Below are 26,223 nucleotides of genomic sequence, written 5' to 3'. Positions count from 1 at the left end.
CGCTAAATAACATCGGCCACCAGCGCCCTTAGGGCGGTGTCGCCGGCAGGCTTACGACAGGCGTTCACTGAGGTCATAAACTCATTCCCCCAAATCTTTATGTCATTGTGGCGAACAATGTCGTAGGCCTCGCGCATTCTACTGCGAGCTTCGTCGCGGTTAAGATTTAGCGCAAAGTAGCAGGTTTGCACGAGTTCATTACGGTCATGGGGGTTAGCCAAAATTGGGCCGCGCAACTCTGCCGCCGCCCCCGCAAATTCAGATAAAACCACGACCCCGGCACCGTCGGTCATGCCTTGGGTGGCAATATATTCTTTGGCAACTAGATTAAGACCATCGCGCAAAGGCGTAATCCACATCACATCGGCCATACTGTAATAGGCCACCAACTCGGCAAAGGGCAGGCTGCGAAAGAAAAATTGCAGCGGCGTCCAGCCCACTTTGGCAAAGCGACCATTTATACGGCCTACCGCCTGCTCTATTTGTTGCTGCAAATCCCGATAAATTGTCATTTCACTGGCGGCGGGCACACACACCATCATCAAAGTCACTTTATCGTGGAGATCTGGATGTTCTTCCAGCAAGCCTTCGTAAGCCTCAAGCTGCTCTAATATGCCCTTGGTGTAATCGAGTCGGCCTACCGACAAAATCATGCGGGTACCGTGCAACTCCTCCCTGAGTTCAACCATTCGTCGTTGTACCTTTGCATTGCTTAGCGCGTCTTCCACCCGTTTTAGATCCAAGCCGACTGGATGCGCCCCCAAACAAATACGACGATCATTGACTTGAATCTCAGTACTCATTTCATCTAAACCCACCGCACAGCCATAGCTCAAAAAGCGCGGCGCGCAGCTCATTCTCTCCGTTACTATCAAAGGCGTTACACCACGGGCGACATCAACAAAGTTCTCACTCTGACGAGGAATATGAAAGCCGATATAATCGCACTGCAATAAGCTGCCAATAATATCTCGGCGCCAAGGAATAACATTGAACACGTCCGCTGACGGAAAATAGGTGTGGTGAAAAAAAGCGATAATCACATCTGGGCGAATCTCGCGTAAAAATGCCGGAACCATCCATAAATTGTAATCGTGTATCCACACCGTTGCGCCTTCAGCGGCCTCGCTGGCGGCCACCTCAGCAAAGCGTTTATTCACATTAAGGAAAACCTGCCAATGATCCTCTCTAAAGGTCGCGCGTTCCCAGAAGGTATGCAGGGTTGGCCAGAAAGCTTCTTTAGAGAACTTTTTATAAAAAATATCCATTTCGTGTGTTGTTAAGGCCACTCGTGCGGCAAGTAAATTGGGGTAGCGCGCGGCATCTACTTCGGTGTGAGTTTCAAAATTAGCGTCACCTTCTTCATGAATTGACCAAGCAACCCAAGAACCCGCGCGACCGTCGGCAAAAAAGCTCATCAAGGTCGGAATAATGCCATTGGGTGAGCTTGGCCTGCGCCGGATAGTCTCACCATTTTCGCGAGATTCTTCGTAGGGAAGCCGGTGATAAACAATCACCAAGTCAGACTTTCCCGGCACCAAGACATCGCGCTGTTCTGCGGCCATACCCGCCGCACCTAAAAAGCCAAAATGTTCTATCGCTTGTAAAATACCGCCACAACCGGCCTCCTCGGCGTGGTAGACCCGCGCCTGATTTTCGGTCGCGCGTAATAAGGCGGGTTCAGACTCGCCAACACAAACACCAATAAAGCCGTGCTCGTACATCGACAAATCATTCAGGGTGTCACCCGCAACCAAGACATCTTCATCGTCTATGCCCAGTTGCTCGACCAGGCCCCGCAAAGTAGAACCCTTATTCACGCCCTTGGGCAAAATATCCAAATACAAGCCAGCCGAATACAGGAGATCACAGTCTAGGTCACTAACGGCTTCCTCAAGCTCGCTGCTAATCGCTTCTGCATTGCAAAAGAAGGAGTAACGCCGCTCCTGAGGAACATCCTGACGCTGTAAATTGGCAATATGGCTTACCGCTGATTCAACCACATGGTCACCGGGCCAACGTATATCAATATCACCCTGCAACGGTTGAATGGCTTGCTGAGTGTGGCCATCAACCACCGTACAGCCCACGTCACAAATAATATAATCCGGCTCGGGGATCATCGGATCAGAGAGCAGTGGCAATACCGACTCCAGCCCGCGACCAGTCACAAAGGCCAGTTTAATCTCCGGGTGCGCCGCTATTAACCAATAAAGTTTAAGACGCTGGTCGTTATCGCCAGCCAGAAAAGTACCGTCTAAATCCGTAGCTAAAAGCATTAAAATTACCTGCGTTTGAACGCAGAGCCCAGCTCCCACCAGACTCCGGGTGCTGTTATAAAATTTCATAACACCAACAGACGGCACTAGCGCTGCACTGAATGTTTGCTAGTGCCGTTTACTTTGCAGTTCAGTAAGTATGCAGATTCTGTGCCGCCAAAAAGCAAGCTCATTTAACCAAAATCGCCAATAACGCCGATACACAGGCTTGTTAAGGGATTTCTTAAATTTCATGGAAAAATTATTTTTTTCAAAACCTTATACCATCCAGCACCACAAACTGCGCAGCTGCACCAATGTGGCCCACCCCAACGCCATTAAAAAATTTCAAATGAAGATTTGCCCCAACGCAAAAGCTATGCCACAGTAAAAACGTGATGTCTAAATACTGGTTGAACACAATCGCCGCCGCACAGACCTTGCGCCGCGACTTACACGCCCACCCCGAGCCGAGCTGGCAAGAGGTTCGCACTGCTGAAACAGTGCAAAACACCCTTAGTCAACTTGGCATTGCATGGCGAAAATGTGCAGGAACCGGCACCATCGCCACGCTACAAGCCAACAGCAAACTGGCTAAACCCAACAGCAAACATATCGCCCTGCGCGGCGACATCGACGCCCTACCAATTGTTGAGCAAACCGGTCGCGACTGGTCGTCGACCCAATCTGGTTGTATGCACGCCTGTGGCCACGACGGCCACACTGCCACACTACTCGCCACCGCGCGCTGGTTAAAACACAATGAACAAAGCTTAACTGGCCCTGTCACATTACTATTCCAACCAGCAGAAGAAGGCGGACACGGCGCAAGAGAAATGATTAATGAAGGCGCACTAGACGGCATTGACGAAATATACGGCTGGCACAACTGGCCGGCAATTCCCTTTGGGAAACTAGTGTGTCCCGACGATATTGTTATGTGTGGCAACGGCACCTTTACCATAACGGTAACAGGCAAGGGCGGCCATGCCAGTCAACCGGAACTATGCCGAGACCCAGTGCTCGCCGCCAGCGCTATTACTCTAGCGCTGCAGCAAATTGTCAGTCGCCGCCTAGCCCCGCAGCAGGCAGCCGTCGTTAGCGTAACCTCCTTCATGGCCGACAGTGGGGCAACCATTATTCCCCAGCAGGCGATCCTAGGCGGCAGTATTCGCATGCCAGATCAAGCGAGTCGCGATCAAATCAATGCCCTAATCACCGAGATTAGCCAGCACACAGCGCACAGCTACGGTGTGGCGTGCGAGGTTGAAATAACACCGCGCTACAACGCCACCATCAATCATCCAAAACAGGCGCAGCATGTTCGTCAGCTATGGCAAGAGAGCAACGGCGGCGACTCACTGCACTTAAATATCCGCACGCCGATCATGGCGTCGGAAGATTTTAGTTATTATCTGCGGGAAATTCCCGGCGCCTTTGCACTCATTGGTGCCGACGACGGCGACGCGCATCATCAAGTGCCCTGCCATAGCCCCCACTACGATTTTAATGACCGATTAATTCCTCTGGTTACCAATTTGTTTTCTCGCCTCTGCGGCGTGACAACGCCCGAAAAACCTGCACAAACCATCTGAAAATATAGCACCCCGTCAGCGTCACGACGGACATTATTTACAAGAAGGAGTACGCATGAGTATTTTTGAGCAACGTGAATCAAACATCCGCGCCTATTGCCGAGTGTACCCGGTGGTATTCGACAAGGCCGTGAACGCCCGCCAAACCGACGAGAGCGGTAAACAGTACATCGACTTTTTTGCCGGTGCTGGGGTCTTGAACTTCGGCCACAATAATCCGCGTATGAAAAAGGCCATGATTAATTACCTTGAATCCGACGGTGTTACCCACAGTCTGGACATGCACACCACTGCCAAGCGGGCATTTATGGAGCGCTTTGTTAAAACCATACTCGAACCCCGGAATATGGACCATAAAATGCAGTTTATGGGGCCAACCGGCACCAACTCGGTTGAGGCGGCCCTAAAAATTGCTCGGCGCGCCACTGGCCGCCAAGAAATAGCGGCCTTTACCCACGGTTTTCACGGCATGACTTTAGGCGCCTTAGCCTGCACCGCCAATGCCTATTTTCGCGGCGCGGCAGGTGTACCACTGAATCATGTATCGCATCACAAATTTGGCTGTACGGAGCACCTTAAACAGTTAGCGACTTACTATGCCGACGCCTCTAGCGGCTTCTCGCCACCTGCCGCATTTTTAGTTGAAACCATACAGGCGGAAGGCGGTGTAAACGTTGCCAGTAAAGAATGGTTACAAGCGCTGGCCAAGCTCGCCAAAGACGTCGGCGCCCTATTAATTATTGACGACATTCAGGTCGGTTGTGGCCGCACTGGCAGTTACTTTAGCTTTGACGATATGGGTCTCGACCCCGATATTGTCTGCCTCGCCAAAGGTGTTGGCGGTATGGGCACGCCCATGGCCCTCAACCTCGTGAAACCAGAGATCGACAAGCACTGGTCCCCCGGCGAACACACCGGCACGTTTCGCGGCCAGTCTCTGTCGTTTGTCGCAGGCAGCGAGGCACTCGGCTATTTTGAAGACAGTGAACTCATGACTGAGGTCGCCCATAAAGCCGCACTTATGGCTGGCGCACTAACACCACTCGAAAAGAACTTTAAGGCGGTTGCGGTGCGTGGCAAAGGCATGATTCTCGGCTTAGATGTTGGCAGCGGTGAACAAGCCAAAGCGATTGTAGACACGTGCTTTGCCGACGGCCTACTCATTGCCAGCTGCGGCACCGGCGGCCGTGTGGTTAAATTGATCCCGCCGCTCACCATTCCCCACGACGACCTCCAACAAGGACTCGACATCCTGGTGCGCAATACCAGCAAAGTGATGGAGGCCACCGCATGATCCAACGCGACGATATGACCTTTCCCTTTGAGGAATACCAGAGCCGACTCGCGGCGCTGCGGCTGCGCATTGCCGACCGGCGCCTAGATGCCGTGGTGATTTCTGATCCAGAAAACATCATGTACCTCACCGACTACCAAACCACGGGTTACTCCTTCTTCCAGGCCTTAGTCGTGCCGCTAGAAGACGAGCCCTTCATGATTACTCGCGCCATGGAGGAGTCGAATATTATCGCTCGCACCTGGGTCGAGCGCACTCGACCCTACCCGGACACAGGCGATGCGATACAAATGTTGGTAGATGCCCTGCGCGAATTTGGCCTCGCCAAAAAACGCATCGGCTACGAGCGCAATAGCTATTTTTTTCCGGCTTATCAACAAGATCGAATTCACACCACGCTGACCGAGGCCAAATTGCTAGACTGTTTCGGCATTGTTGAGCAGGGCCGTATCTGCAAATCGCCCGCAGAAATTCAGCTCATGCGCAAAGCCGCGGCGGCCACTGAAGCTGGGATGCAAGCAGGTATCGACGCCTGCCAAGCGGGTGTCACTGAAAATGAAATTGGCGCAGCCATCAGTTCTGCCATGTTTAGGGCCGGCGGCGAACCACCAGCGGTAATGCCCTACGTGACGTCTGGGCCCCGCACCATGATTGGCCATGCCACCTGGGAGGGCCGCACCGTGCTGCCCAATGAGCATGTCTTTTTAGAGGTCGGCGGCTGCTATCGCCGCTATCACACCGCCATGATGCGCACCGTGATTCTGGGCAAGCTCAGCGACTCGATGCACCACGCCCAAGAGCGCATGAAACTGGCACTGCACGCAGTGCACGACAAAGTGCAACCGGGCATGACCGTCTCTGACGCCGACAACTTAGTGCGCAATATTATTTCAGAAAATGACTGTGGCGCCAGGCTTATCACCCGCTCCGGCTATTCCATTGGTATCGCGTTTCCGCCCAGCTGGGATGAAGGCTATATCGTCAGCCTCAAACAGGGTGAATCAACCGTGTTACAGCCCGGTATGACCTTTCACATCATTCCTTGGATGTGGGGCGTAGACGGCGACAAAACCTGCGGAATTTCGGATTCAATTTACATTACCGACACCGGTTGCGAATCCTTTTTCACTATGGACCGCGATTTCACCGTAAAACCCGAGCAGCCTGAACCCGCTCTGCTAGAATTTGATGAAGCACGTAAAAACAAACGGGAAAAAGCCGAAGCCAGCTCCAGCGGCGACAAGGCTAAAGCGAAAAGCGGCGAGTAATCATTCACAACGAGGTAGCCATGCTAACAGCGACAAACCCCTGCACCGGACAAGTCATAGCCGAATACCCCACCCTAAACAGCAGCGAGCTCCACGAAAAAATTGGCGACGCCTACCGCGCCGCCGACCAATGGCAGGCCACCAGTATTGAAGAGCGCGGCAAAGTATTACGTGCGGTAGCGGCTGAGCTCCGGGTGCAAAAAGACGCCCTAGCAAAGCTCATGGCCTTAGAAATGGGTAAACCAATTCGCGAAGGCGGCCCAGAGGTCGAAAAAGCGGCGGGCTGCGCCGAATACTACGCCGAGCACGCCGCCGAGTACTTGGCGCCGCAAACCCTGCCCTCAGACGCCAGCATCAGCTATATATGCCATCCCCCACTGGGCACCCTACTCGGCATACTGCCGTGGAATGCACCGCTATGGTTGGCCTTTCGCTACCTTGCGCCCGCGCTCATGGCAGGCAATACCTGCGTCATGAAGCACGACCCCAATGTGCCCGCCTGCGCCGCCGCCATCGCAAAAGTCTTTACGGATGCCGGTGCCCCAGAAAATATTGTGGTTAACGTCGCTATCGACAATAGCACCATAGAAACCGCCATCCGCGACCCCCGCATCGCCGCCGTGTCGTTTACGGGCTCAGGCAATGCCGGTCGCATTGTTGCCGCCATCGCTGGCTCCGAAATCAAACCAACCGTGCTTGAACTCGGCGGTTCCGACCCCTGTATTGTTCTTGCCAACGCCGATTTAGATGCCGCGGCAGACGTTGCCACCCTGTCGCGCATGATTAATGCGGGGCAATCTTGCATTGCGGCTAAGCGCATTATTGTCGAAGACACCGTATACGATACCTTTGTCGAAAAACTGCACACCCGAATGGCGAAATTCAAAACCGGCGACCCGCTGCTAGCAGATACCCAAGTCGGCCCTATTGCCAGAGAAGACCTGCGCCAAAACCTGCATCGCCAAGTAACCGACACCATTAGCGCTGGCGCCAAATGTCTACTCGGCGGGGAACTCAGCGACGGCCCGGGTTTCTTTTACCCGCCGACGCTCTTAGTCGATGTAACAGAGGGTATGTGCGCGTTTAAAGAAGAAACCTTCGGCCCCATCATGGTCGTGATCCGCGCCGCAGATGTTGAAGAAGCCGTGCAACTCGCCAACGAAACCCCCTACGGCCTTGGCGCGGCGGTATGGACCAACGACGCCAAACTCGCCACCAACATAGCCAACCGCCTAGAAGCCGGCCAAGTCGCAATAAACGGTATTGTTAAAACCGACTCCCGACTGCCTAGCGGCGGGATAAAAGGCTCTGGCTATGGCCGCGAATTAGGCCCCCACGGTATTCGGGAGTTTGTGAATACGAAGCAAATTTGGGTGAAGTAAACCTAGGACATCGCCCCCTATGAGGTAAATGGGGGCGAATCGATTTCCACAGTAAAAAACCAAGGCAGTCTTGAAACTCATTTACATTATTTCCGCGACATAAATTGCATTAAAATACAGAATGCCACGCTTAACAAAAATATTAACATCACGCCCGGCACTGCAGCTTGAAACACTTGATATTAAGTAACTTCCTGAGCTTGTTTTAATTGTGGCATGTGAATAAGCTTCGGCGCTTTTCCCACCAAGAACAGCACATTTTTCAATAACGCCTGTCATTACTTTTAAGGTTTCTCCGTTACCTGTGATGCACATAGCAACATAGGCGCCAAGAATTACCATTGTAGCGAATACAATCTTGGCTAAACTCCTAATATTATTTTTCATCATCTCTACTTTCATTAATTATGGCGCCGCTAGGCCCGTAAAATATTGCACTTAGGCGCGTATTTATACAGTTCAACACGACATTCTCACCAAATACGAGTAACGCTAGGGCGTCAGTGTGACTTATAAAATGATTTCGCCAGCGCCTTGGTCAACAACTGCGCCGAAATTTCTTTGCAGCCACTCACATTCTGTCCAGCCCACAAGGGCGAGAAATCGCCACTGCCCAAACTTTCTGCCCCAGCCCGCAAAGACGCAATGGCTGTTGCCGCCAGCGGAAATTTTGGAGCGAGGCCATTTATCGGCCCAAGCTCGCGGATTAAGCGGTTTACAATGCCACGCGCCGCACCACCGCTGAACAAATTAGTGAGCGCGGTAATTTTAGCGGCGTCACTTTGCAGGGCTGCGCGATGAATTGGGCTGGTGTTAGCCTCGGGACAAAGTAAATAGGCGGTGCCAATTTGAGCCGCTATCGCGCCGAATTTAACAGCCGCATCAACGCCGGCACTGTCGGCGATTCCGCCCGCCGCAATCACAGGAATATTTACCGCGCTGGCAATTTGCGGCAGCAGGGCAAAGGTGCCAACTTGGGTATTGAGATCCGTCGACAAAAAGAATCCGCGATGCCCGCCCGCCTCTAATCCTTGGGCGATGACCGCATCTGCACCGCGCGCCTCGAGCCAGCGCGCTTCATCGACGGTGGTGGCGCTTGAAATTATCTTTCCGCCCCAAGCGCGTATTTTCGCCATTAATTCCGGTGCTGGCAGGCCAAAATGAAAACTCACTACTGGCGGTTTAAATTCCCCCAAGACCTCTGCTGTTTCAGCGCTAAAAGGCCTGCGCCCTGCTCCCTCGGGTATGGCATTTACATCTATACCCAGCTCAGCAAAATACGGCGCCAGCGCCTGGCGCCAGTTTCGCTCTCGCTCCGCGTCCGGTTCTGGTGGCACATGGCAGAAAAAATTAAGATTATACGGTTCACTCGTCTTCGTCGTCAGTGCGCTTAATTCCGTATGCAAGGCATCTGAACTGAGCATGGCACAGGGCAGCGAACCCAAGCCGCCGGCATTGGATACAGCAACAGCAAGTTCGTGGTTTTGCACCCCCGCCATCGGCGCTTGAATAATAGGTAGCTCGACGCCGAGAAGTTCTTTTATATTCATTGCGTATCCCATTCAAAAGTAAACACGGCTATTTGAGTCGCGAGAATGAAGCTTTACCCCTGCCCTCGCGTATTAAGCCTAACGCGGCCGGTGAAACCCAGTTAACTCCTGCACAATAGCAGTACCTAGATTTACGCCAAACTGGCCCACCGCCCAATCCCCGGTTTTATCGCCATAATAACGCAAGTTTTGGGAGGCATTGGGCGTGTGCAGCCAAGCAAGCAGGCCAATGTTTAATAAAAACGTCACGGCAAACACCACACGGAAGCGGACTTTTTGGGTTTTATGCCTAAGTCGTTGCTGAGCGATAAGTGCGCCCGGCCACCCACCCAGTAAAGCAGTCAAATGCAGAGTATTCTCCTGCACTCGCCAAGCGCCACGTTTTGCCGCCTTTTTGTCTTTGGCATAGAGCGCATATGAAACGACACTGCTCATAAAATAAAGCAAGCCCACCAATGCGGGCGTATAGCCAAACCAATAGGAGTACAGAAGGCCTGCAATTAATAAAATAATTGGGTAGTAATAAATTTTCATCAGGTGCTCGCTTATTGCGGCTTACGGCGCAGCGGCGCTAAGGCGCTTTGCAAACGCTGACAGAACTGTTCTGGATAAACTTTTGTCAACGACACTGCATCACAGTTTTGGAACTGACAGAATTGGCTCACGGCGGCTACAAAAGCGGAAATGAGCATTTCCTCGTCGTTATTGTGCACATCAAAGTGCAGAAATTTAATTTCCAAATGGCGTTCCTTGCGATGAGCTTTGCAATCCATACGCCCAATAAATTCATCGCCGTAAAGTAGTGGCAGACTAAAGTAGCCGTACTTGCGCTTGGCTTCGGGGACATAGCATTCTATTTGATAATCAAACTGAAACAAGGCTTTAAGGCGGTCACGCTGAATAACACTATTATCAAATGGCGAGAGAATCATGAGACGTTTGTTCAGCCTCGGTAGCGGCCGCGCTAGCGCACCCGCGTGTACAATAAACACTTCGCCATTGCTCGCCTGCACTTGCTCCAAATTACCCATCGCCAAGCGCTCAGCCACTTGTGCCTTTACTGCTTTGCGCAGCTCAGTGTCGCGCCGCAGGTAGGTGAAGCCCTTTAATGCGACTAATCCGTGGCAGCGCAGCTGCTGATCTATTATATGCGCAGCGAATTCATCCACACTGGGCATGAATGTGTTTATATTGCCCAGCAGCACCCGCTCGGTGAGATCATAGGTTTTTTGGAAGCCCTCGCGCTTGCTCACCATGAGGTCACCCTGCATATACAACTGTTCCAAAGCTTTTTTGGCGGGTTTCCAATCCCACCAACCCGCGCGCTGCTTAGTATTGGCTTCGAGGTCACGAGATCGCAGCGGGCCATCGATACGAATACGGGCTAACAATTCCCTCATCAACTTTTTATCTGGCGTTTTAAACCAGTGGGTACGGCCGCACTTAATTGCATGCTTATACGGTAAAGAGAAACGAAAATCTTCAATGGGAATAAGCGCCGCAGCGTGCGTCCAATACTCAAAAATGTCGCCATTCAACAACATCTGATTCGTCATCGTCGGTTGGAAATTAGGCACCCGCGAATACAAAACATGATGATGCGCCCGCTCTACCACCGAGATGGTATCGATTTGCACATAAGCCAAGTGCCGAATTGCCTTACGCGCACCCTCTATTCCGCGCCCATAAGGCTGCGCTTGCAATAGGCCCTGTGCAGATAGCGCCATACGCCGCAAACGCGCCAGCATTTCCGGCTGGCCAGCATCAACGACTGTCATCATGGTATACGCGTCATGTTAAAAGTAGCTTATGCTCTGGCAGCCAGACAACGACACTGTCTTGAGCATGCCCTGCGCCCAGATAAAAAACGTCTATGTGCGCCTTTACCGGCCAAAAATTATTTGTATTGAAGGTGTTTGCCGCTAGGGGTTTGCCAGCATTCTGCAATATTTTATTGTTTCGAGCTGGGGTGTAAGTGGCTATGGCCTTGGCATTAAGGTATTCAATACCCGCCGTGCGGTCTTCATGGAAATGCGTTGAAACCACGCCTTTCAGTGTAAATCCCTGGGGTTTAACCCACTGCGGCACTGTTTCGGTATCTTGCGCCGACCATGGTGTGTCGACAATATAGGCCTCGCTGCCAATAAGGACGACGTGACCATTTGAATCAACCAGGCCAAAGCCATCAACGACTTTATGGGAGATGTGCAGATAAACACTGTAGGTGAGTTGCTTATTTTTTGAGGTGGGCAGTTCTTCACTCGCCCAGATTTGGGATGGACTCATCACGGCGAGGGCCAGTAACAGCGCGACGAATATATGCCTCATCGAACATACTTATCAATAGACCTTAGGCTGCGCCTGTGGCGCCCTATGGCGAGGTTTAAACCTCGCCAGCGAACACCGACCACACTAAAGCCAAACGTAAACCGGGGCAACATCCGTGTATAAATGCCCCGATTCTACTGGCTACTGAGCATCACCTCAAAGGCTATTTGAGGTCACGGTAATAGGTGCTCATTACACCGCTGGATACTTCTCTGCCATCATTACCCGAATATCTTTTTTCAACACCTTGCCCGTAGGATTACGGGGCAAGGCAGCAATGTATTCCAGCTTGCGCGGAATCTTGTAACCGGCCAGTTTTTCGCGACAGAATTCAGTCAGTTCCTCCGCGCTCAACTCTGGCTGACCACCCGAAACCAGCACAGCTAGAGGCACTTCACCCCACTTGGCATCGGGCACACCGATAACCGAGGCGTCTTGAATTTGCGGGTGCGACACAAGATGGTTTTCAATTTCTGCAGGGTAGATATTCTCACCGCCAGAAATAATCATGTCTTTGACACGGTCTTGAATGTAGATATAGCCATCTTCATCCATACGACCGGCATCGCCGGTATGCAGCCAACCATCGATCACTGTCTTGGCAGTAGCCTCAGGGTTTTTCCAGTAGCCCTGCATAATCTGCGGGCCCTTGGCGACGATTTCACCGATTTCGCCCACGGCGAGTTCTTGGCCGTCGTTGCCAACAATTTTAATCTCTGAGCCAAACACCGCGCGACCACATGAGCGCAGCAATTCTGGCTGACCAGCCAGGGCCTTGCGATGGTCCGAGGCGGTGAGGAAGGTCAGCGCCATGGTCGCTTCGGTTTGGCCGTAGCCCTGTACAAAATCGCAACCAAAGGCGTCAATGCATTCTTTTAACAAGGTTTCTGAAATCGGTGAGGCACCATAATTAATGGTGTGCAGCTCCGAGAAATCGTAGTCCTTAATATTCGGCACCATCGCCAATGAGAATTGCAGCATCACTGGAATAACGGCAACTGAATTAATGTGCTCTTTGGCCAAGGTTTCAACCATGCCCACCGGATCGTAGTCGCGATGAATAATAAGGGAACAACCGTAGATCACCCCAAGCAAAGCACCAACCAAACCAACAGCGTGAAATGAAGGTGCGATCACAAGCGCGCGATCCCCTTCTCTAAAGCCAATACCGGTGCTCAGCGGCGCCTGGTAAGAGTTAGCCAGCACATTGCCGTGGCTGATCAATACACCCTTTGGCAAACCGGTCGTACCACTGGTGTACATTTGAAACAGAATATCGTCGCCATTGACCTCGACCTCAGTCAAGCTCGCTGGCGTTGCCAGCCACTCGGCTAAAATCGGCGCATTTTCGTCGCTATCAAGGCATACGCTATTAATACTATTGAGGTAATCGCCACGCAGGCTATTAAACTCTTGGTCCATAAACAGGAATTTTGCCCCAGCATTGCTGGAAATAAAATCAAGTTCAGAGAGCGTCAGGCGATAATTAAGCCCGACTGCAACTGCGCCAATGCGCGCGCATGCAAGGAAGATGCAGATATTGTCGACGGAGTTTTTAGCCAGAATTGCGACTCTGTCGCCCTTGCTAATGCCCTCTGCCTGTATATGGGCGGCGATCGCATTGATATGATCCCACGCCTCTGCGTAACTCAAAGTCTTAATATTATCGCTGACCATCATCACCTCACCACGCCGCTTGGCGTGGTAGGACGTGTGGTCATTGATGTTGTTAAACATCTTCATGACGCTCTCCAAATTATTGTTATTGTTGCCCGCACTGCATTCGCATCAAGCGTAGCTTAATTCGCAAAAGTTGCGACGCTGCGTTGCTGCATTTCCAAAATAGCTGTCGATCATCATCAATCGTTTCAGATAATGACCAATGGGCATTTCATTACTCACGCCCATACCGCCATGCAACTGTACAGCTTCTTCGGCCACCTTACGACCGTATTTCCCGACCATTGATTTAAGCGCCGCGATGTCTTTCTGACGATCACTGCTGTCGTCCAATACCGAGCACTGCGCGCGAATTAGCAGCGACCGGCACAGTTCGGTGGCCATAAACATATCGACCATACGGTGCTGAAGCGCCTGAAACTTACCAATTGCCGTACCAAATTGCTTACGGGTATTGGCGTATTCCGCGGTGGCCTTATACAAGTATTCCATCGCGCCCACTGCCTCGGCGCAAAGTGCGATCAGCGCTTCTTCGACGACATCGGCAATCAGCGAATAGGCCTCGCCTTCTGCTGTTAACATGTCGCTGGCAGGCACGCGCAGATCATTAAAGCGGATATTTACCGCGCGCTGGCCATCCATCAAGGCCACTTCTTCACGCACTAGCGCTGGATGCCGCGCATCAATCTTAAACAAACTAATACCTTGTTCGCTATTTACACTACCGCTGCTGCGAGCGGGCAATAGAATAAAATCAGCGGCGGCGTTTAATACCAGCTGTTTTTCACCATTCAGAATGAAGTCGTCACCGTCTTGTTGGGCAGTGGAACTCACGTGGCTTAAATTGAACTCGCCCTGGGCTTCTAACCACGCAAAGCTAGCTTGGGATTCACCCGCCATTATTGCAGGCAATAAGGCTTGGCTCAGTTCAGCATTGCTGCTCCGGGCCAGTAACTGCCCCGCCAATACAATACTCGACCAGTAGGGTTCTACCACCAATACCTTGCCAAATTCTTCCATCAACACACAGGTATCAACAATATTGCCGCCAAAGCCGCCCGCCGCTTCGGAAAACGGCACCGTGAGCCAACCGAGTTCAGCAAAGCTCGCCCAATGGCCAGCACCATCTGCCTTTTTGATAATCTCGCCGCGCTGTTCAGGGCTGTAATTAGCGGCCATAAATTTTGTCACGCTGTCTTTAAGCATGAGCTGTTCTTCACTTAACGAAAAATCCATTACTTACTCTCCTGCGTGAGCTTATAAACCCAATGCGAATTTGGCGATAATATTGCGCTGCACTTCATTGCTGCCGCCGTATATAGTGCTCGCGCGGCCGAACATATAGCTGCGTCGCGCCATATTGCCGCTGCTTTGCCAAAGGGCTTCAGCGCCGTGTTCAGCGGGTAGCACACCGCCAAAACTCGCGGCCACGTCCCATTGCAGACTCTGCACAGCTTGCTGCATTTCCGTGCCCTTCAGTTTTAAGAGCGACGATTCCATACCCGGTGCCGAGCCGCTATCTATCGCGCTCAGTACTCGCAGCTCTAAGAATTCCAGCGCCATAACGTCCATTTCAACATCGGCTAAGCGCGCCTGAAAATCCGGCGAACTAAGCAGCGAAGGCGCTTGATTATGACTCTGCGCCGCCATTTCGCGAATGGTGGCCAGCGTGCGTTTACAGTAGCCAACACCAGACAGTGCGGTGCGTTCATAGGTCAGCAAAGCCTTGGCGTAGGTCCAACCTTGATTCTCTTCGCCAATGCGATTGCTCACAGGAACACGCACATTGTCGAAACTCACCTCGTTGAGGTGATGCTCGTCATCAATTGAGATAATAGGCGACACTGTCACCCCGGGGCTTTTCATGTCGATCAACAGGAAGCTAATACCCTGCTGCGGCTTGCCTTCATTGCTGGTGCGTACCAAGCAGAATATCCAGTCGGCATACTGGGCATAGGTTGTCCAAATTTTGGTACCGGTCACCAAATAGTCATCACCGTCGCGCACGGCCTTAGTTTGCAAGGCGGCCAAATCTGAACCGGCACCGGGTTCTGAATAGCCCTGACACCACCAAATATCAGACGCCTTAGTAGGCGGCAAAAAACGTTGTTTTTGTTCGTCTGAGGCATAGCTGTAAAGCACGGGCGCCACCATTTTTATGCCCATAGGCACAACATCTGGGGCACCAGCAGCAGCCAGTTCAGTGCTATAAATATACTTCTGCGTTGCGGTCCAAGCCTGGCCGCCGTGCTCTACTGGCCAGCCGTGTGCAGCCCAACCTTGGCGATCTAAGCATTTTTGCCATTCAATACTGGCTTCTTTAAACGTGTCTGGGTGATTAATGCGCGCATCGAGTTCCGGGGTGTAGTTGTCCCGCATAAAGCTGCGCACTTCACTTTGAAAGGCCAGTTCGGCGTCACTAAATTTAGCGTACATAGTGTGTGTGTCTCTTAGCAGTTATTAATATTGTTGGGCGGTAAAACCAAACAATTACTCAAAAAACGACGTAAATTTATCAGAGTACAAATCACGACCAATAATCAGTTTCATGATCTCTGAACTACCAGCAAAGATGCGGGTGATACGCGCATCGGTGTACATGCGGCTAATAGGGTATTCATCCATATAGCCGGCGCCGCCGTGCAGTTGAACGCCTTCATCAACCATTTTGCACAAAAGTTCACTGGTAAATAGCTTGGCCTTCGCCGCGTCTTCAGACGTTAAGGCGCCCTGATTATGGGCCGCTACGCACTGATCAACATAAGCCTGCGCCACATCAAGTTCAGTACGCAGATCGGCCATTTTAAATTCGGTGTTTTGCATTTTAGACAGCGGCTTGCCAAACACTTTGCGCTGCTGAGTAAATTCTCTGGTCACTTCAAACGCTTTATGCGCACCCGACAAAAATCCGCAAGCGCCAATCAAACGCTCTTCAGCAAGGCCCTGCATAAGATAAATAAAACCGTGGCCTGGATCTCCCAGCACGTTTTCTTTAGGCACGCGCACATCGGTGAAAAATAGCTCCGCGGTGTCCTGAGCCTTCATGCCCATTTTTTTCAAATTACGTCCGCGCTCAAAACCTTCCATGCCCCGCTCTACCAAGAACAAACCAACGGCGTGGGGATTGTTCTCTGGATCAGTTTTAGCAGCGACAATCACCACATCAGAATTGATACCGTTGGTAATATAAGTTTTGGTACCGTTGAGCAACCAATGATCGCCCTTATCTTTGGCACTGGCGCGCATTCCCGCCAAGTCAGAACCTGCATCAGGCTCGGTCATGGCAATGGCCAGTATGGTCTCGCCACTCACGCACTTCGGCAAAAACCGTGCTTTCTGCTCGTCGTTGCCAAAGCGGTCGATATACGGACCAACCAAACGGCTATGCAAGGTATTAGCCCAATCCCCCGCATAGATGCGACTGGTCTCTTCAATAATAATTTGCTCAAAACGAAAATCACGATCGCCCATACCGCCGTATTGTTCATCGGGCCAAATCATCAAAAAGCCTTGTTTACCGGCGCGTTGAAACGCTTCGCGATCGACAATACCTTGCTCCCGCCAGTCCTCGATATGAGGTGCAATTTCCTGCTCAAGAAATTTGCGGTAAGCGGTGCGAAACATGACCTGCTCTTCAGTAAAATTACGCGGCAACATGATTTTGAACTCCATTTAAATAGCGTGTTATTTTTGCTGGCAAATATCACTGTCCGCGTCAAAAATAATGACGGCGATTGGTAACAAAGCCCTCTAGCGCACCGGTTTTATATTAACGTTTGGTGCAAACTGAATTCATAGGATTCAGGACTGGCAAATTTTGAGTGTAGAGAGTCGCTTTAATTGCCGGGGTAGGCAATGACAAGCAATGACATCTAATAGACATTATGTTACAAACTGAATCTAATCTCGGCGAACCGCCTGTCAGCCTCAAAATTGCACGTGTATACCGCCCAAGCCAAACTAAATAGCGAAAACCCATGGAAAACCGGACCATCTCCATCGCCTTCATCCGTAATATGCTAACGGGCTGCGGCCTCTCGAGCAGTTATTGCGAAAACCTGCTGCGCCGTGCCGGTGTGGACCCCAAAGCCATCAACAGCACCCAAGCACGGGTGAGCCCTACCCAGCTTTCGCAGCTCAACAAATGGATAACTGAGGCCACCGGCGACGAGGCCATGGGGCATTATCTGCGCCCGCAAAAGTACGGCACCTTCAACATTCTTGCGCGCTATATGCAAACCGCAAGCAATGTACAGGAAGCGCTGGAGCGCAATGTCAGCTTTTATAATTTATTCGACTACGGCTTTAGACTCACCCTGTTGCGCCGAGGCGACAGCGTTCACTATCGGATAGAAGCCGAGTACGGCGTGGTGCTTAACAACTGGGTATATGAGCAACTGCTAATGGTGAATCACCGATTTTTATGCTGGCTAACCGGTAGCCCAATCCCGCTAACACGCGTGAACTTAAACTACCAAACCCCCGCACATAGCGGCGAGTACCACTATCTTTTCTTTAGCGATACGCGTTTTGAGCAAGCCCACTGCGAAATAATTTTTGATGAGAAACTGCTGAAACTGCCCGTGCTACGTTCCAACCAAGAGCTTGAAGAATACCTAGCAAAAGTGCCCTATGAGTTTTTGCGCAGCAACACCCGCGCGAGCAGCTACACCGAACAGATACGGCTCATTATCAAGAAGTCACTCCCCCTATTGCCCAGCTACGAGGAACTGGCTGACACTTTGGGCCTTGCCCCACAAACCCTGCGCCGCCGACTCCGGCAAGAGGGTTGCGACTACCGTTTGATTAAAAATGAACTGATTCGCGACACCGCAATTGGCTATTTATTACACGACAACAAAGAAGTTAAGACCATTTCCTATGTACTGGGATTTTCGGAACCGAGTGCATTTATTCGCTCATTTAAAAAGTGGACGGGAATGACACCTAAGCAATATCGCGACAAACACAGCGATGAAGTAACTGAAGTTACTTCATAAAACCGGCTATTGCCCTAAGCACCAAACCAATTAGGTCTTAGTTTTTTACCCGCTTTACATAATTTGAATAACGCGGGTTATCAATTGCCATTTTGCCAAGCGTGATACCTTCCAACATATCCAGCAAGCCCGCCGACTCGGCGGCAATATCAGCATTCGCGATATGCTCGCTCAGTCGGGTATTTAAACTTTCGGCACTGCCGCCCTCGGCTGCTCCAACCCCAAGGTAGGCCGACAATGAACACTGCTCAAGCGTCGCCAAAGCCGCCCCTTGCTGGGATTCTCTGGCAATAATACTGAGCATATTGAGCGCAATTTTTAATTTGTATTGCAGTTCACTGCTGGCGATCTGCGGTTTAATTTCATCGGTAAGAAACTCACCTAGGGTTTGGCACATTTCCGCCACGTCGGGACTGCTTAACGGCATGATGAACCCTCACTTTGTAAAAGATCTAAGATGTCTAATTCACACTCAGAAACACGTCGCCCAATTGCCGCGCGCTCCAGAGAGCGCTCGCGCCCACTAAGGTGAATTTCGCATTGATACAGGCAAATTACTCCCCATTTCAACACGCCAAATACCTCCCAGAATTTAACAGCAGACTCATCAACTTGACGACCACTCGCATCAGCATAGGCCGCGTACAAGTCCTTCCGCTCACCAAAGCCGCCTACTGGTTTATCGATATTGCCAAAGCGCCAAGAGTTCACGCACAGCCACGCAAGATCCTCCATAGGATCGCCGATGTGGGCCAGTTCCCAATCCAACACGGCGCGCACACCCTCTTCGCCAATCATTAAATTGCCATTGCGAAAATCGCCGTGCACCAGTCGCTCGCCCACGGTTTGCGGGCAGTGCTCAGCTAGCCAGCGAAAGGCGTAGTCAAACACGGGCAAGACTTGCTGATAGGATTTATAGGTGTGGCGATAGAATTTGATTTGCTCAGTGGCAGATTCCCGGCGCAGGCCTGCAACAGATTCTACTGGCACCGCATGGATGGTGGCCAAAATCTCGCCGCACTGCGCTGCCATTCGCGCTCTGGCATCTGCATAACGCGGGTCTCTAAGTATTTTAGTGGGCAGCGTTTCGCCGTGAATACGCTGCATAATAAAGCCTTCCCCGAGCCCATCCGCTTTTGCCAGTTCTACCACCACCGCTGGCGCGGGCACGCCCGCCGCAACCGCCGCGCGAATTACCGCGGCCTCTGCGGTTTTACTTAGCGCACCGCCAAATTGATTAGCATCTTGGCCGCGCCGTAGTATTAACTCGGTATTACCGCGCTCAGATGACGCCTCAAGTGCCCAGGTCTGCGCCGCTGCGCCAGCCGTTATTCGCCGCAAGCTATGCACGACTACCTGCTCGCCGTAGGTTTTGGTCATTAGGGTTTGCAGCGGGGCAATAAGCGTTTCTGCACTATTTATTGCGAATAGCGAGTCTGCTGATGCACTCATTACTTACCCGCCCACTCGGCATCGCGCTCGCCGAAATCCCAACCGGGACCGTCATTGCGATAGCGTTTTAAAACCTGGCGCGCCACAGATTGAATGTGAACTTCGTCTGGGCCGTCGTAAATTCGCGCTTCACGCGCATGGCGATACATGCGGCTTAATGGGGTATCGTCGGTAAGTCCCTCCGCACCATAAACCTGAATGGCGCGATCAACCACATTGTGAAGCATGCGTGCACCCACCACTTTAATCGCGCCAATTTCCACCCGCGCAGTGTCGCCGCTGTCGATGCAGCGCGCGGCATGCAGGGTGAGCTGGCGGCAAGCTTGAATTTCAGCGAGACTGTCAAACACATGTTGTTGCAGCAGCTGCTTATCCGCCAGCGACGAGCCAAACGCGCTGCGCGCATGCAAACGATCACACATTAAATCAAAGGCGCGCTGGGCTTGACCCAGCCAACGCATGCAGTGAAAAATACGCCCCGGCCCCAATCGCCGCTGGGCAATTAAAAAACCCTCGCCGCGGCCACCTAGAATATTGCTTTCGGGCACCCGAATATCATTGTATTTAACTTCAAAATGCCCGCTATTTATGCCAAGTAATGGCGTGTCCCGCAGAATATCGTAGCCCTCGGTATCCGTTGGCACCAAAATCATACTAAACGCGCTGTGGTCGGGGGCATCAAATTCTGTGCGACACATAATCGTAGTATAGGTTGCGATATCGGCGCCCGTGGTAAACCATTTATGGCCGTTAATTCGCCAGTGGTTACCCTCGAGTACCGCACTGGTCTGCAGCTGAGTGGGATCTGAACTAGACAGTGCAGGCTCTGTCATCGCAAAGCTCGGCAATACATCACCCGCCACGAGCGGCTTTAAATACTGTTCACGCTGCTGCACTGACGCGTACTTATTCAACATAATTGAATCTTGCAGCGAGTAGGTACCAAACACGCGCTGGGCGTATTCAGAGCGGCCAATTACCTCGTTAATATAAACATACTCAAGGAATGGCATGCCATGCCCGCCGATTTCAACAGGATGGCCCAGCGCCCACAAGCCCTCAGCTTTGGCTTCGTCGATCAAACGCGTCAGTTGACGCTCAGCGGCGGATTTATCTTCACCTTGCAGCACCGCCTCAGCGGGATAAATACGCTCTTCCAGAAACGCTTTAAGGCGTTGCCGCACTTCAAACCAATCTCTACCTGCACTCACAACACTCTCCTTTAATTATTATTTTTATCACTATGGGCAATACAAACAAGATCGCTTTTTATTGTCAAGTTAATTGACTTTATATATGATGCAAAGTATCGCTATCCCAGCATCCCACTGCTGTGATCATAAAGACAATAAAATAAGGTAGCCCAACCATCATGAAACCGTCACTGAAAGCATTGCAAAATATTCATCACGCCGCCTACCGTTGTCGCGATGCTGAGCAAACTCGTTGGTTTTACGAAGATATTCTCGGATTAAAACTCGCCGCCGCCTTTGAAGAAGACATCGACTTTGGCGAAGGGCTTGGCCGCAATCGCAATTTTTTGCATATATTTTTCGAAATGGGCGACGGCAACTATCTCGCCTTCTTTGATGAACCAGGCATATCCAAGGCAGAGGACTTCAAACGCAAAGACAGCTTCGATATGCACATCGCCCTAGAAACAGACACCATGGAAGATTTATTGGCGTGGCATAAGCACATCAATGACGCGGGCAAGACCTGCCTCGGCCCCATCGACCACGGTTTTGTTCACTCAATGTATATGTATGACCCCAATGGCATTCAAGTAGAAATTACTTGCCGCGCCAGCGATCCAAAGCTAATGGAACATCAAAACGACACGGCGCGCAGCTCACTGGCCACATGGACGAAAAAGACAAGAGAGATAAAAGAGAAAACCTTTGGCGCGGATACGCTAGACAAACGCGCGCGTTAATTTACTACGCCAGCGCTTTACGCTGGCGGAACCACAACAACCGGCCCCCAACCTTTATGTAAGGTTTGCTTAAGCTGTTTTAATTGCGGCCTGCCAATTCGACTGGCCAGTTCCGTTTCAATTCCGATAATCGCTTTTTCCGCATCCTCACGAATCTTATCGGCGCTGGCACTAAATTGAACAATCTTAGCGCGGCGATCAGCTGGATCAGGCACAAGCTCCAATAAGCCATCGTCGCGCATACCCTGCAATAACTGATGAATCGCCTGGCGACTCACGCCAAGATTCCGCGCTAAATGCGCTGGACGATTAATACCTACCGTGACACTAATCATAATCATCGACTTGGTTCGGTTCATGCGCTCCCAACCGGCGGCTTCCAAGCTTGCTTGCAAACTCTCGTCCATCCAAAACAAGGCATACGCTAAGGTACCGATCAGGAAATCTTGGTGTTCTGCTATTTTTTTCATTCAATCGCCCATGTAAATACTCAGTATCACCGAGGGTGTAATGTCATTTCATAAACCGAACACCGCGCGGCAAGTGATCGTTTAAACCCTAGTAACAACCGCCGGCCAACAGAGTGTATTGTAGGTGCAATTAGCAGAAATCACCTGCCTAACAGCCCATAAAATAGTAAAGATAATTGACATATTATAAGCGAATTGCTCTACTAGTCCTAGTTTTCATTATCGTAAAATAGTGAGTATTGCCATGACCAATAAAAATAAAGCTTACGAGCGCATTCCGTACCTTATCTTTTACCAAGACAAAAGCCCGTTTAAAGAAACCTACGGCGGGCCAATGGATTTCGGTGCGCTAAAATCGCATTTACTGCGCCCAGCAGAGCCAAAAACCAATAATGTCATTGTGTTTATGCACCCGGTTGGCGGCGGCGAATACCTGCCAATGATTACGACGCTGGCCAAGGCCGGTTACCCAGTAATTTATTGCCAGAGCCGCTACCCCGGCAACGACACCGCCCTGATCATGGAAAAAGTCGCCATTGATCTTGGCAATTGCATACGTCACGCCAAAGAAAAATTTGGCTTCGAAAAAGTCATTCTAGCGGGCTGGAGCGGCGGTGGTTCGCTGTCGATGTTTTACCAAAGCCAAGCAGAAAAGCCGACCATTACCCACACCCCCGCGGGTGACGTGGTCGACTTAACAGTGCAAGACTTAATCCCCGCTGACGGTATTATGCTATTGGCCGCGCACATTAGCCGCAGCCACACCCTCACTGAGTGGATTGACGCGTCAATACTCGACGAACAAAACCCAAACCTGCGCGACCCAGAACTAGATTTATATAATCCAAGCAATCCCAACCAAGCACCGTATAGCGAAGATTTTTTAACACGTTACCGCGCAGCGCAAATTGCCCGCAACCGTAAAATCACCCAATGGGTCAAAAACAAGCTTGCCGAGCTAAAAACCGGCGGCCGCCCCAATGACGAATTTGCCTTTGTGGTACACGGCACCATGGCCGACCCGCGCTGGCTAGACCCCGCCATTGACGCCAACGACCGTAAACCGCGGTGGTGCTATTTAGGCGACCCCGAGGTTGTGAACAACGGCCCTGTGGGCCTCGCCCGCTTCTGCACGCTGCGAAGCTGGCTGTCTCAGTGGAGCTACGACGACACCAATGCCGACGGCCTAAAGTGCGCTGAAACGATCACCGTACCAGCCCTTGTCATTGGCAATAGCGCAGATGACGCCTGCACCCCAAGTCATACTTGGCGTTTATTTAATGCTATTGGCCATCAAGATAAAGAGATTCACGAAATAAAAGGCGCAACCCACTATTACTTTGGTCAAGCGGAACAGCTCGATGAAGCGATAAACCTCTGTGCCGACTGGCTTAAACGCAAGGGTCTAGTGTAAGCAGCCCACACTCCTGAACGCTCACCGCAAATAGCATTGCGGTGAGCGCCTTCCTCCTGCCTACCAAGCCAGTGACAAAGCCCCAAAGACCTTACGCCCAGACTTCTGCCGCGCATTGTAAGTACCGGGAAAAAACACGGTATCCAAAACCTGATTTAACACCCGCTCATCCGTTAAGTTACTCACCCCCAAGCTTAGCGCCCAACTTTGATCCGGCGCACCAAGGCTAATCCGCGCCGACACCTGAGTGAACCCCGGCAGGTAACTGTTGGGGTCAAGATCACCGTCGGTATATTGATCACCCTGGTATAGCAAATCGACGCTGGTCTGCACGGCCAAACCAAATACCGGAAAAATTAGCGTTGGCGTAATACTGGCGCTTTGCTCTGGCGCAAAGGCAATACGTTTACCACTGAGATCCTGGTTGCTGTTTACACCAGCAGAAACCGGCGCTGGTGCATTAGGGTAGCTGTCGTATCGCGCGTCAAGTAGACCTAAAGAACCCATCACACTGAGCGGCTCAAACGGTGTCAGCCAGACAAAGTCCATTTCAAGCCCACGGGAAATGGCCGACGCTGCGTTGGTCACATCAAAAAATGCGCCATTAAAGGCGAGCACCTGCAAATTGTCGAACTGGGTTTGATATACAGCCGCATTCAAACGCAGCGTATTGTCAAAAAACTCGCCCTTGAAACCCGCCTCAAGGGTGGCCGCTTCCTCTGGTTCGAATGCCAGGTCTTCCCCACCAAACGACGAGGCATTAAAGCCACCGCTTTTAAATCCGCGTGCATAGGTTAAGAAAACATTGCTGTCGGTATTAAGGTAATACTGTAGAGATAGTTTGGGGGACACATCATCTTCGCTGCGTTTTAAACCCCGCTCCTCGTAATCTTCGGCGCTTAGCGCTGATTCCATAAGACAAGGCGTACCCAGCGCCGCGGTTTGGCACACACCGGCGCCGCTGGCATCCGCCACTTTATTCTCTCGGTTAAAACGTATTCCCGGCGTTACCACAAATTTTTCACTTAGCGACCAGCTCATTTGCGCAAAAATCGCCTGGGCATCAACATTCAGTAGATAGTCTAAACGCACGTAGTCGTCGCCTATGGCCGCCGCAGTAAGATCACTAATTAAACCGATACCCGCTAAATTCAAACCACCTAAAACACCGCTGCCCGGCGGCGCGCTGCCGGCAATCAATTGAAAGGCATCTTCAGTAGTGAGATAGGCGCCAAAATCCTCACCCACCGCGATCTCTACATTCTGGCGAAAGCGGGAGTCAAACACATAGGCACCTACCACAAATTCAACGCCAGTGCCGATGCCAAATAAACTATCTGCCATGCCGGTAAAGCGCCACTCTAAAGATTGCTGCTCATAGTCTGACACCACGTTTAAAATAGCGAGGTCGGCTGGCGAGGCATCGAGATCGACCATGCTATCGATGGTCAGCTCGGTATCCCCTATGACGACGGCCATGCTTAAATTAGAGAGAGACCCAACAGGGCCAATATTCCATTCAGTTTTTAAACCAAGGGTATCGGAAGTTTTCCCAATAAATCCGGGCTGGTTATAAGAACTCGTGAAATTATAAGGATCGTCTTCGATATTGGCATCGTAGTTTTCGAGAAAAGACCGCGTGCCATCATCTAACTTGGCAAGCTGTAATCCCCAGTAATTCGCCGTGGTTTCAGAGCGCACGCCCATTAGCTCAATCGACAACTGTTCAATCGGCGTGAACAAAAGCTTTATTCGCTGGCCGTTTTGATCATGTTTGTCGTCTTGGCGATTTAAGAATTGGTTTTCTAACTGACCATCGCGACTGACATCTGAGGCAGCAATACGTATTCCCAGCCAATCGGTGATTGGCCCCCCTACTCCTAGCTCGACACTTTCCTCTGTCGGGTCTGTGCGTTTAAAACGAACATCACCCGAGAACTCCTCGCTCGGCCCCTTGGTTGTTACGTTAAAAACGCCAGCAATAGTGTTTTTGCCAAACAATGTTCCCTGCGGGCCACGAAGCACTTCAACTCGAGCAATATCAAACATCGCCTCGTTGTAATACGACGGCCGATTAAAAAATATATCGTCCTGAACAAAACCCACCGAACTATCAAAGGCAGAGTTAAGGGGATTAGAACCAAAGCCACGAATATTAATCTGGGCAAGCGCCGGATCGGTGTCAGATGAAAAACGCACATTGGGGATATACGGCGCAATATCTTGCAAGCCCGTCGCGCCAATCTCTCGCATAAAGTCGCCACTGACGGTGGTTAAGGAAATAGGCACATCTTGCGACGACTGATCGACTTTTTGAGCGCTAACCACCACCTCCTCCAAGATGCGGCGTTCGACCTTCAGCTCTTGGTATTCGGTAACATCTTCTGCCAAGGCTAAATTTGGCGAGGCCAAAACTATGACCGAACTCAAACCAAACCCCAAACCCACTACCCGCGAGCTTTTCCGTCTAAGCATGATATGCACCTAACTTATTATTATGTTGAAATAACGCACTTATATATGCGATCGCTTACAGCATCACATTGTCAATATAGTTTACATTAATACCCGCTCAATTCGCCGTCGTCAAGTGCTC

The 26,223-nt window shown here is 51.2% G+C and carries 22 protein-coding genes; 7 read left to right on the top strand and 15 right to left on the bottom strand.

Going from position 1 to position 26,223, the window contains the following annotated elements; genetic code table 11:
• Positions 1–2 precede the first annotated feature (2 nt).
• The gene (ggpS, locus tag HNQ57_RS06635; RefSeq protein ID WP_184461806.1) at positions 3–2,279 is read right to left on the bottom strand and encodes a glucosylglycerol-phosphate synthase; all 2,277 of its coding nucleotides are present in this window, start codon (positions 2,277–2,279) and stop codon (positions 3–5) included.
• Between the two features lie 377 nt (positions 2,280–2,656).
• Between ggpS and doeB2 the strand changes: the two genes are divergently transcribed.
• The 4 genes from doeB2 to HNQ57_RS06615 are packed head-to-tail and all read left to right on the top strand — an operon-like array spanning position 2,657 to position 7,797.
• Entirely contained in the window at positions 2,657–3,853 is a 1,197-nt protein-coding gene (gene doeB2 / locus HNQ57_RS06630; RefSeq protein WP_184461805.1) for a N(2)-acetyl-L-2,4-diaminobutanoate deacetylase DoeB2, read from the top strand.
• A gap of 55 nt (positions 3,854–3,908) precedes the next feature.
• Entirely contained in the window at positions 3,909–5,147 is a 1,239-nt protein-coding gene (locus HNQ57_RS06625) for an aspartate aminotransferase family protein (protein WP_184461804.1), read from the top strand.
• Positions 5,144–6,415 carry an ectoine hydrolase gene (gene doeA, locus HNQ57_RS06620; protein WP_184461803.1) on the top strand — a complete coding sequence of 424 codons (1,272 nt, stop codon included), beginning with the start codon at positions 5,144–5,146 and terminating at the stop codon, positions 6,413–6,415. The genes HNQ57_RS06625 and doeA overlap by 4 nt, the downstream gene beginning before the upstream one ends.
• Positions 6,416–6,435: 20 nt before the next feature.
• Entirely contained in the window at positions 6,436–7,797 is a 1,362-nt protein-coding gene (locus HNQ57_RS06615; RefSeq protein ID WP_184461802.1) for an NAD-dependent succinate-semialdehyde dehydrogenase, read from the top strand.
• Positions 7,798–7,878: 81 nt separating this feature from the next.
• On the opposite strand, the gene HNQ57_RS06610 is transcribed toward HNQ57_RS06615, so the two are convergent.
• The 9 genes from HNQ57_RS06610 to HNQ57_RS06570 all read right to left on the bottom strand — a co-directional run bounded on the left by HNQ57_RS06610 (position 7,879) and on the right by HNQ57_RS06570 (position 17,012).
• A complete protein-coding gene (locus HNQ57_RS06610; protein ID WP_184461801.1) occupies positions 7,879–8,199 on the bottom strand; it encodes a hypothetical protein in 321 nt (106 codons plus the stop codon).
• 98 nt (positions 8,200–8,297) lie between these two features.
• Positions 8,298–9,347 carry an NAD(P)H-dependent flavin oxidoreductase gene (locus HNQ57_RS06605; RefSeq protein WP_184461800.1) on the bottom strand — a complete coding sequence of 350 codons (1,050 nt, stop codon included), beginning with the start codon at positions 9,345–9,347 and terminating at the stop codon, positions 8,298–8,300.
• 78 nt (positions 9,348–9,425) lie between these two features.
• A complete protein-coding gene (locus HNQ57_RS06600) occupies positions 9,426–9,881 on the bottom strand; it encodes a DUF1294 domain-containing protein (RefSeq protein ID WP_184461799.1) in 456 nt (151 codons plus the stop codon).
• Positions 9,882–9,892: 11 nt separating this feature from the next.
• Complete coding sequence (locus HNQ57_RS06595; RefSeq protein WP_226968283.1) at positions 9,893–11,128, bottom strand: winged helix-turn-helix domain-containing protein; 1,236 nt, start codon at positions 11,126–11,128, stop codon at positions 9,893–9,895.
• A 10-nt stretch (positions 11,129–11,138) separates the two neighbouring features.
• Positions 11,139–11,675: a metallo-beta-lactamase gene (gene bla / locus HNQ57_RS06590; RefSeq protein ID WP_184461798.1), complete on the bottom strand. Its 537-nt coding sequence runs from the start codon at positions 11,673–11,675 to the stop codon at positions 11,139–11,141.
• 192 nt (positions 11,676–11,867) lie between these two features.
• Complete coding sequence (locus HNQ57_RS06585) at positions 11,868–13,418, bottom strand: long-chain-fatty-acid--CoA ligase (RefSeq protein WP_184461797.1); 1,551 nt, start codon at positions 13,416–13,418, stop codon at positions 11,868–11,870.
• Between the two features lie 45 nt (positions 13,419–13,463).
• On the bottom strand, positions 13,464–14,591 hold the full coding sequence (locus HNQ57_RS06580; RefSeq protein ID WP_184461796.1) for an acyl-CoA dehydrogenase family protein: 1,128 nt from the start codon (positions 14,589–14,591) through the stop codon (positions 13,464–13,466).
• 21 nt (positions 14,592–14,612) lie between these two features.
• The gene (locus HNQ57_RS06575; protein WP_184461795.1) at positions 14,613–15,791 is read right to left on the bottom strand and encodes an acyl-CoA dehydrogenase family protein; all 1,179 of its coding nucleotides are present in this window, start codon (positions 15,789–15,791) and stop codon (positions 14,613–14,615) included.
• Positions 15,792–15,845: 54 nt separating this feature from the next.
• Complete coding sequence (locus HNQ57_RS06570; RefSeq protein WP_184461794.1) at positions 15,846–17,012, bottom strand: acyl-CoA dehydrogenase family protein; 1,167 nt, start codon at positions 17,010–17,012, stop codon at positions 15,846–15,848.
• Between the two features lie 320 nt (positions 17,013–17,332).
• Between HNQ57_RS06570 and HNQ57_RS06565 the strand changes: the two genes are divergently transcribed.
• Positions 17,333–18,355: an AraC family transcriptional regulator gene (locus HNQ57_RS06565; protein WP_184461793.1), complete on the top strand. Its 1,023-nt coding sequence runs from the start codon at positions 17,333–17,335 to the stop codon at positions 18,353–18,355.
• A 37-nt stretch (positions 18,356–18,392) separates the two neighbouring features.
• Here HNQ57_RS06565 and HNQ57_RS06560 read toward each other — a convergent pair whose 3' ends face one another.
• From HNQ57_RS06560 to HNQ57_RS06550, 3 genes are read right to left on the bottom strand one after another with little or no spacing between them, the layout of a single operon-like run.
• Positions 18,393–18,782 carry a DUF6285 domain-containing protein gene (locus HNQ57_RS06560; protein WP_184461792.1) on the bottom strand — a complete coding sequence of 130 codons (390 nt, stop codon included), beginning with the start codon at positions 18,780–18,782 and terminating at the stop codon, positions 18,393–18,395.
• On the bottom strand, positions 18,773–19,807 hold the full coding sequence (locus HNQ57_RS06555; protein WP_221301603.1) for a phosphotransferase family protein: 1,035 nt from the start codon (positions 19,805–19,807) through the stop codon (positions 18,773–18,775). The genes HNQ57_RS06560 and HNQ57_RS06555 overlap by 10 nt, the downstream gene beginning before the upstream one ends.
• Complete coding sequence (locus tag HNQ57_RS06550) at positions 19,807–21,018, bottom strand: acyl-CoA dehydrogenase family protein (RefSeq protein ID WP_184461791.1); 1,212 nt, start codon at positions 21,016–21,018, stop codon at positions 19,807–19,809. Before HNQ57_RS06550 ends, HNQ57_RS06555 begins: the two co-directional genes overlap by 1 nt.
• A gap of 161 nt (positions 21,019–21,179) precedes the next feature.
• On the opposite strand from HNQ57_RS06550, the gene HNQ57_RS06545 reads away from it, so the two are divergent.
• Entirely contained in the window at positions 21,180–21,743 is a 564-nt protein-coding gene (locus tag HNQ57_RS06545) for a VOC family protein (protein ID WP_221301602.1), read from the top strand.
• A 17-nt stretch (positions 21,744–21,760) separates the two neighbouring features.
• Here the strand turns inward: HNQ57_RS06545 and HNQ57_RS06540 are convergent, their stop codons facing one another.
• Positions 21,761–22,213 (bottom strand): MarR family winged helix-turn-helix transcriptional regulator, encoded by a 453-nt coding sequence (locus tag HNQ57_RS06540; RefSeq protein ID WP_184461790.1) that lies wholly within the window; start codon positions 22,211–22,213, stop codon positions 21,761–21,763.
• A 244-nt stretch (positions 22,214–22,457) separates the two neighbouring features.
• Between HNQ57_RS06540 and HNQ57_RS06535 the strand changes: the two genes are divergently transcribed.
• Positions 22,458–23,627 (top strand): alpha/beta hydrolase, encoded by a 1,170-nt coding sequence (locus HNQ57_RS06535; protein ID WP_184461789.1) that lies wholly within the window; start codon positions 22,458–22,460, stop codon positions 23,625–23,627.
• Positions 23,628–23,687: 60 nt separating this feature from the next.
• Here the strand turns inward: HNQ57_RS06535 and HNQ57_RS06530 are convergent, their stop codons facing one another.
• The gene (locus tag HNQ57_RS06530; protein WP_184461788.1) at positions 23,688–26,102 is read right to left on the bottom strand and encodes a TonB-dependent receptor; all 2,415 of its coding nucleotides are present in this window, start codon (positions 26,100–26,102) and stop codon (positions 23,688–23,690) included.
• Positions 26,103–26,223: the final 121 nt, after the last annotated feature.

This window comes from Zhongshania antarctica, assembly GCF_014202945.1.
GTDB lineage: Bacteria > Pseudomonadota > Gammaproteobacteria > Pseudomonadales > Spongiibacteraceae > Spongiibacter > Spongiibacter antarcticus.
Note: the sequence above shows the minus strand (reverse complement) of the source record. Positions and strands in the feature narration are given on the sequence as shown.

Excerpts from the sequence above, each read along its gene's own strand:
- ggpS (WP_184461806.1), bottom strand. The coding sequence starts at position 2,279 with ATGCTTTTAGCTACGGATTTAGACGGTACTTTTCTGGCTGGCGATAAC.
- doeB2 (WP_184461805.1), top strand. The coding sequence starts at position 2,657 with ATGTCTAAATACTGGTTGAACACAATCGCCGCCGCACAGACCTTGCGC.
- HNQ57_RS06625 (WP_184461804.1), top strand. The coding sequence starts at position 3,909 with ATGAGTATTTTTGAGCAACGTGAATCAAACATCCGCGCCTATTGCCGA.
- doeA (WP_184461803.1), top strand. The coding sequence starts at position 5,144 with ATGATCCAACGCGACGATATGACCTTTCCCTTTGAGGAATACCAGAGC.
- HNQ57_RS06615 (WP_184461802.1), top strand. The coding sequence starts at position 6,436 with ATGCTAACAGCGACAAACCCCTGCACCGGACAAGTCATAGCCGAATAC.
- HNQ57_RS06610 (WP_184461801.1), bottom strand. The coding sequence starts at position 8,199 with ATGAAAGTAGAGATGATGAAAAATAATATTAGGAGTTTAGCCAAGATT.
- HNQ57_RS06605 (WP_184461800.1), bottom strand. The coding sequence starts at position 9,347 with ATGAATATAAAAGAACTTCTCGGCGTCGAGCTACCTATTATTCAAGCG.
- HNQ57_RS06600 (WP_184461799.1), bottom strand. The coding sequence starts at position 9,881 with ATGAAAATTTATTACTACCCAATTATTTTATTAATTGCAGGCCTTCTG.
- HNQ57_RS06595 (WP_226968283.1), bottom strand. The coding sequence starts at position 11,128 with ATGATGACAGTCGTTGATGCTGGCCAGCCGGAAATGCTGGCGCGTTTG.
- bla (WP_184461798.1), bottom strand. The coding sequence starts at position 11,675 with ATGAGGCATATATTCGTCGCGCTGTTACTGGCCCTCGCCGTGATGAGT.
- HNQ57_RS06585 (WP_184461797.1), bottom strand. The coding sequence starts at position 13,418 with ATGAAGATGTTTAACAACATCAATGACCACACGTCCTACCACGCCAAG.
- HNQ57_RS06580 (WP_184461796.1), bottom strand. The coding sequence starts at position 14,591 with ATGGATTTTTCGTTAAGTGAAGAACAGCTCATGCTTAAAGACAGCGTG.
- HNQ57_RS06575 (WP_184461795.1), bottom strand. The coding sequence starts at position 15,791 with ATGTACGCTAAATTTAGTGACGCCGAACTGGCCTTTCAAAGTGAAGTG.
- HNQ57_RS06570 (WP_184461794.1), bottom strand. The coding sequence starts at position 17,012 with ATGTTGCCGCGTAATTTTACTGAAGAGCAGGTCATGTTTCGCACCGCT.
- HNQ57_RS06565 (WP_184461793.1), top strand. The coding sequence starts at position 17,333 with ATGGAAAACCGGACCATCTCCATCGCCTTCATCCGTAATATGCTAACG.
- HNQ57_RS06560 (WP_184461792.1), bottom strand. The coding sequence starts at position 18,782 with ATGCCGTTAAGCAGTCCCGACGTGGCGGAAATGTGCCAAACCCTAGGT.
- HNQ57_RS06555 (WP_221301603.1), bottom strand. The coding sequence starts at position 19,807 with ATGAGTGCATCAGCAGACTCGCTATTCGCAATAAATAGTGCAGAAACG.
- HNQ57_RS06545 (WP_221301602.1), top strand. The coding sequence starts at position 21,180 with ATGAAACCGTCACTGAAAGCATTGCAAAATATTCATCACGCCGCCTAC.
- HNQ57_RS06540 (WP_184461790.1), bottom strand. The coding sequence starts at position 22,213 with ATGAAAAAAATAGCAGAACACCAAGATTTCCTGATCGGTACCTTAGCG.
- HNQ57_RS06535 (WP_184461789.1), top strand. The coding sequence starts at position 22,458 with ATGACCAATAAAAATAAAGCTTACGAGCGCATTCCGTACCTTATCTTT.
- HNQ57_RS06530 (WP_184461788.1), bottom strand. The coding sequence starts at position 26,102 with ATGCTTAGACGGAAAAGCTCGCGGGTAGTGGGTTTGGGGTTTGGTTTG.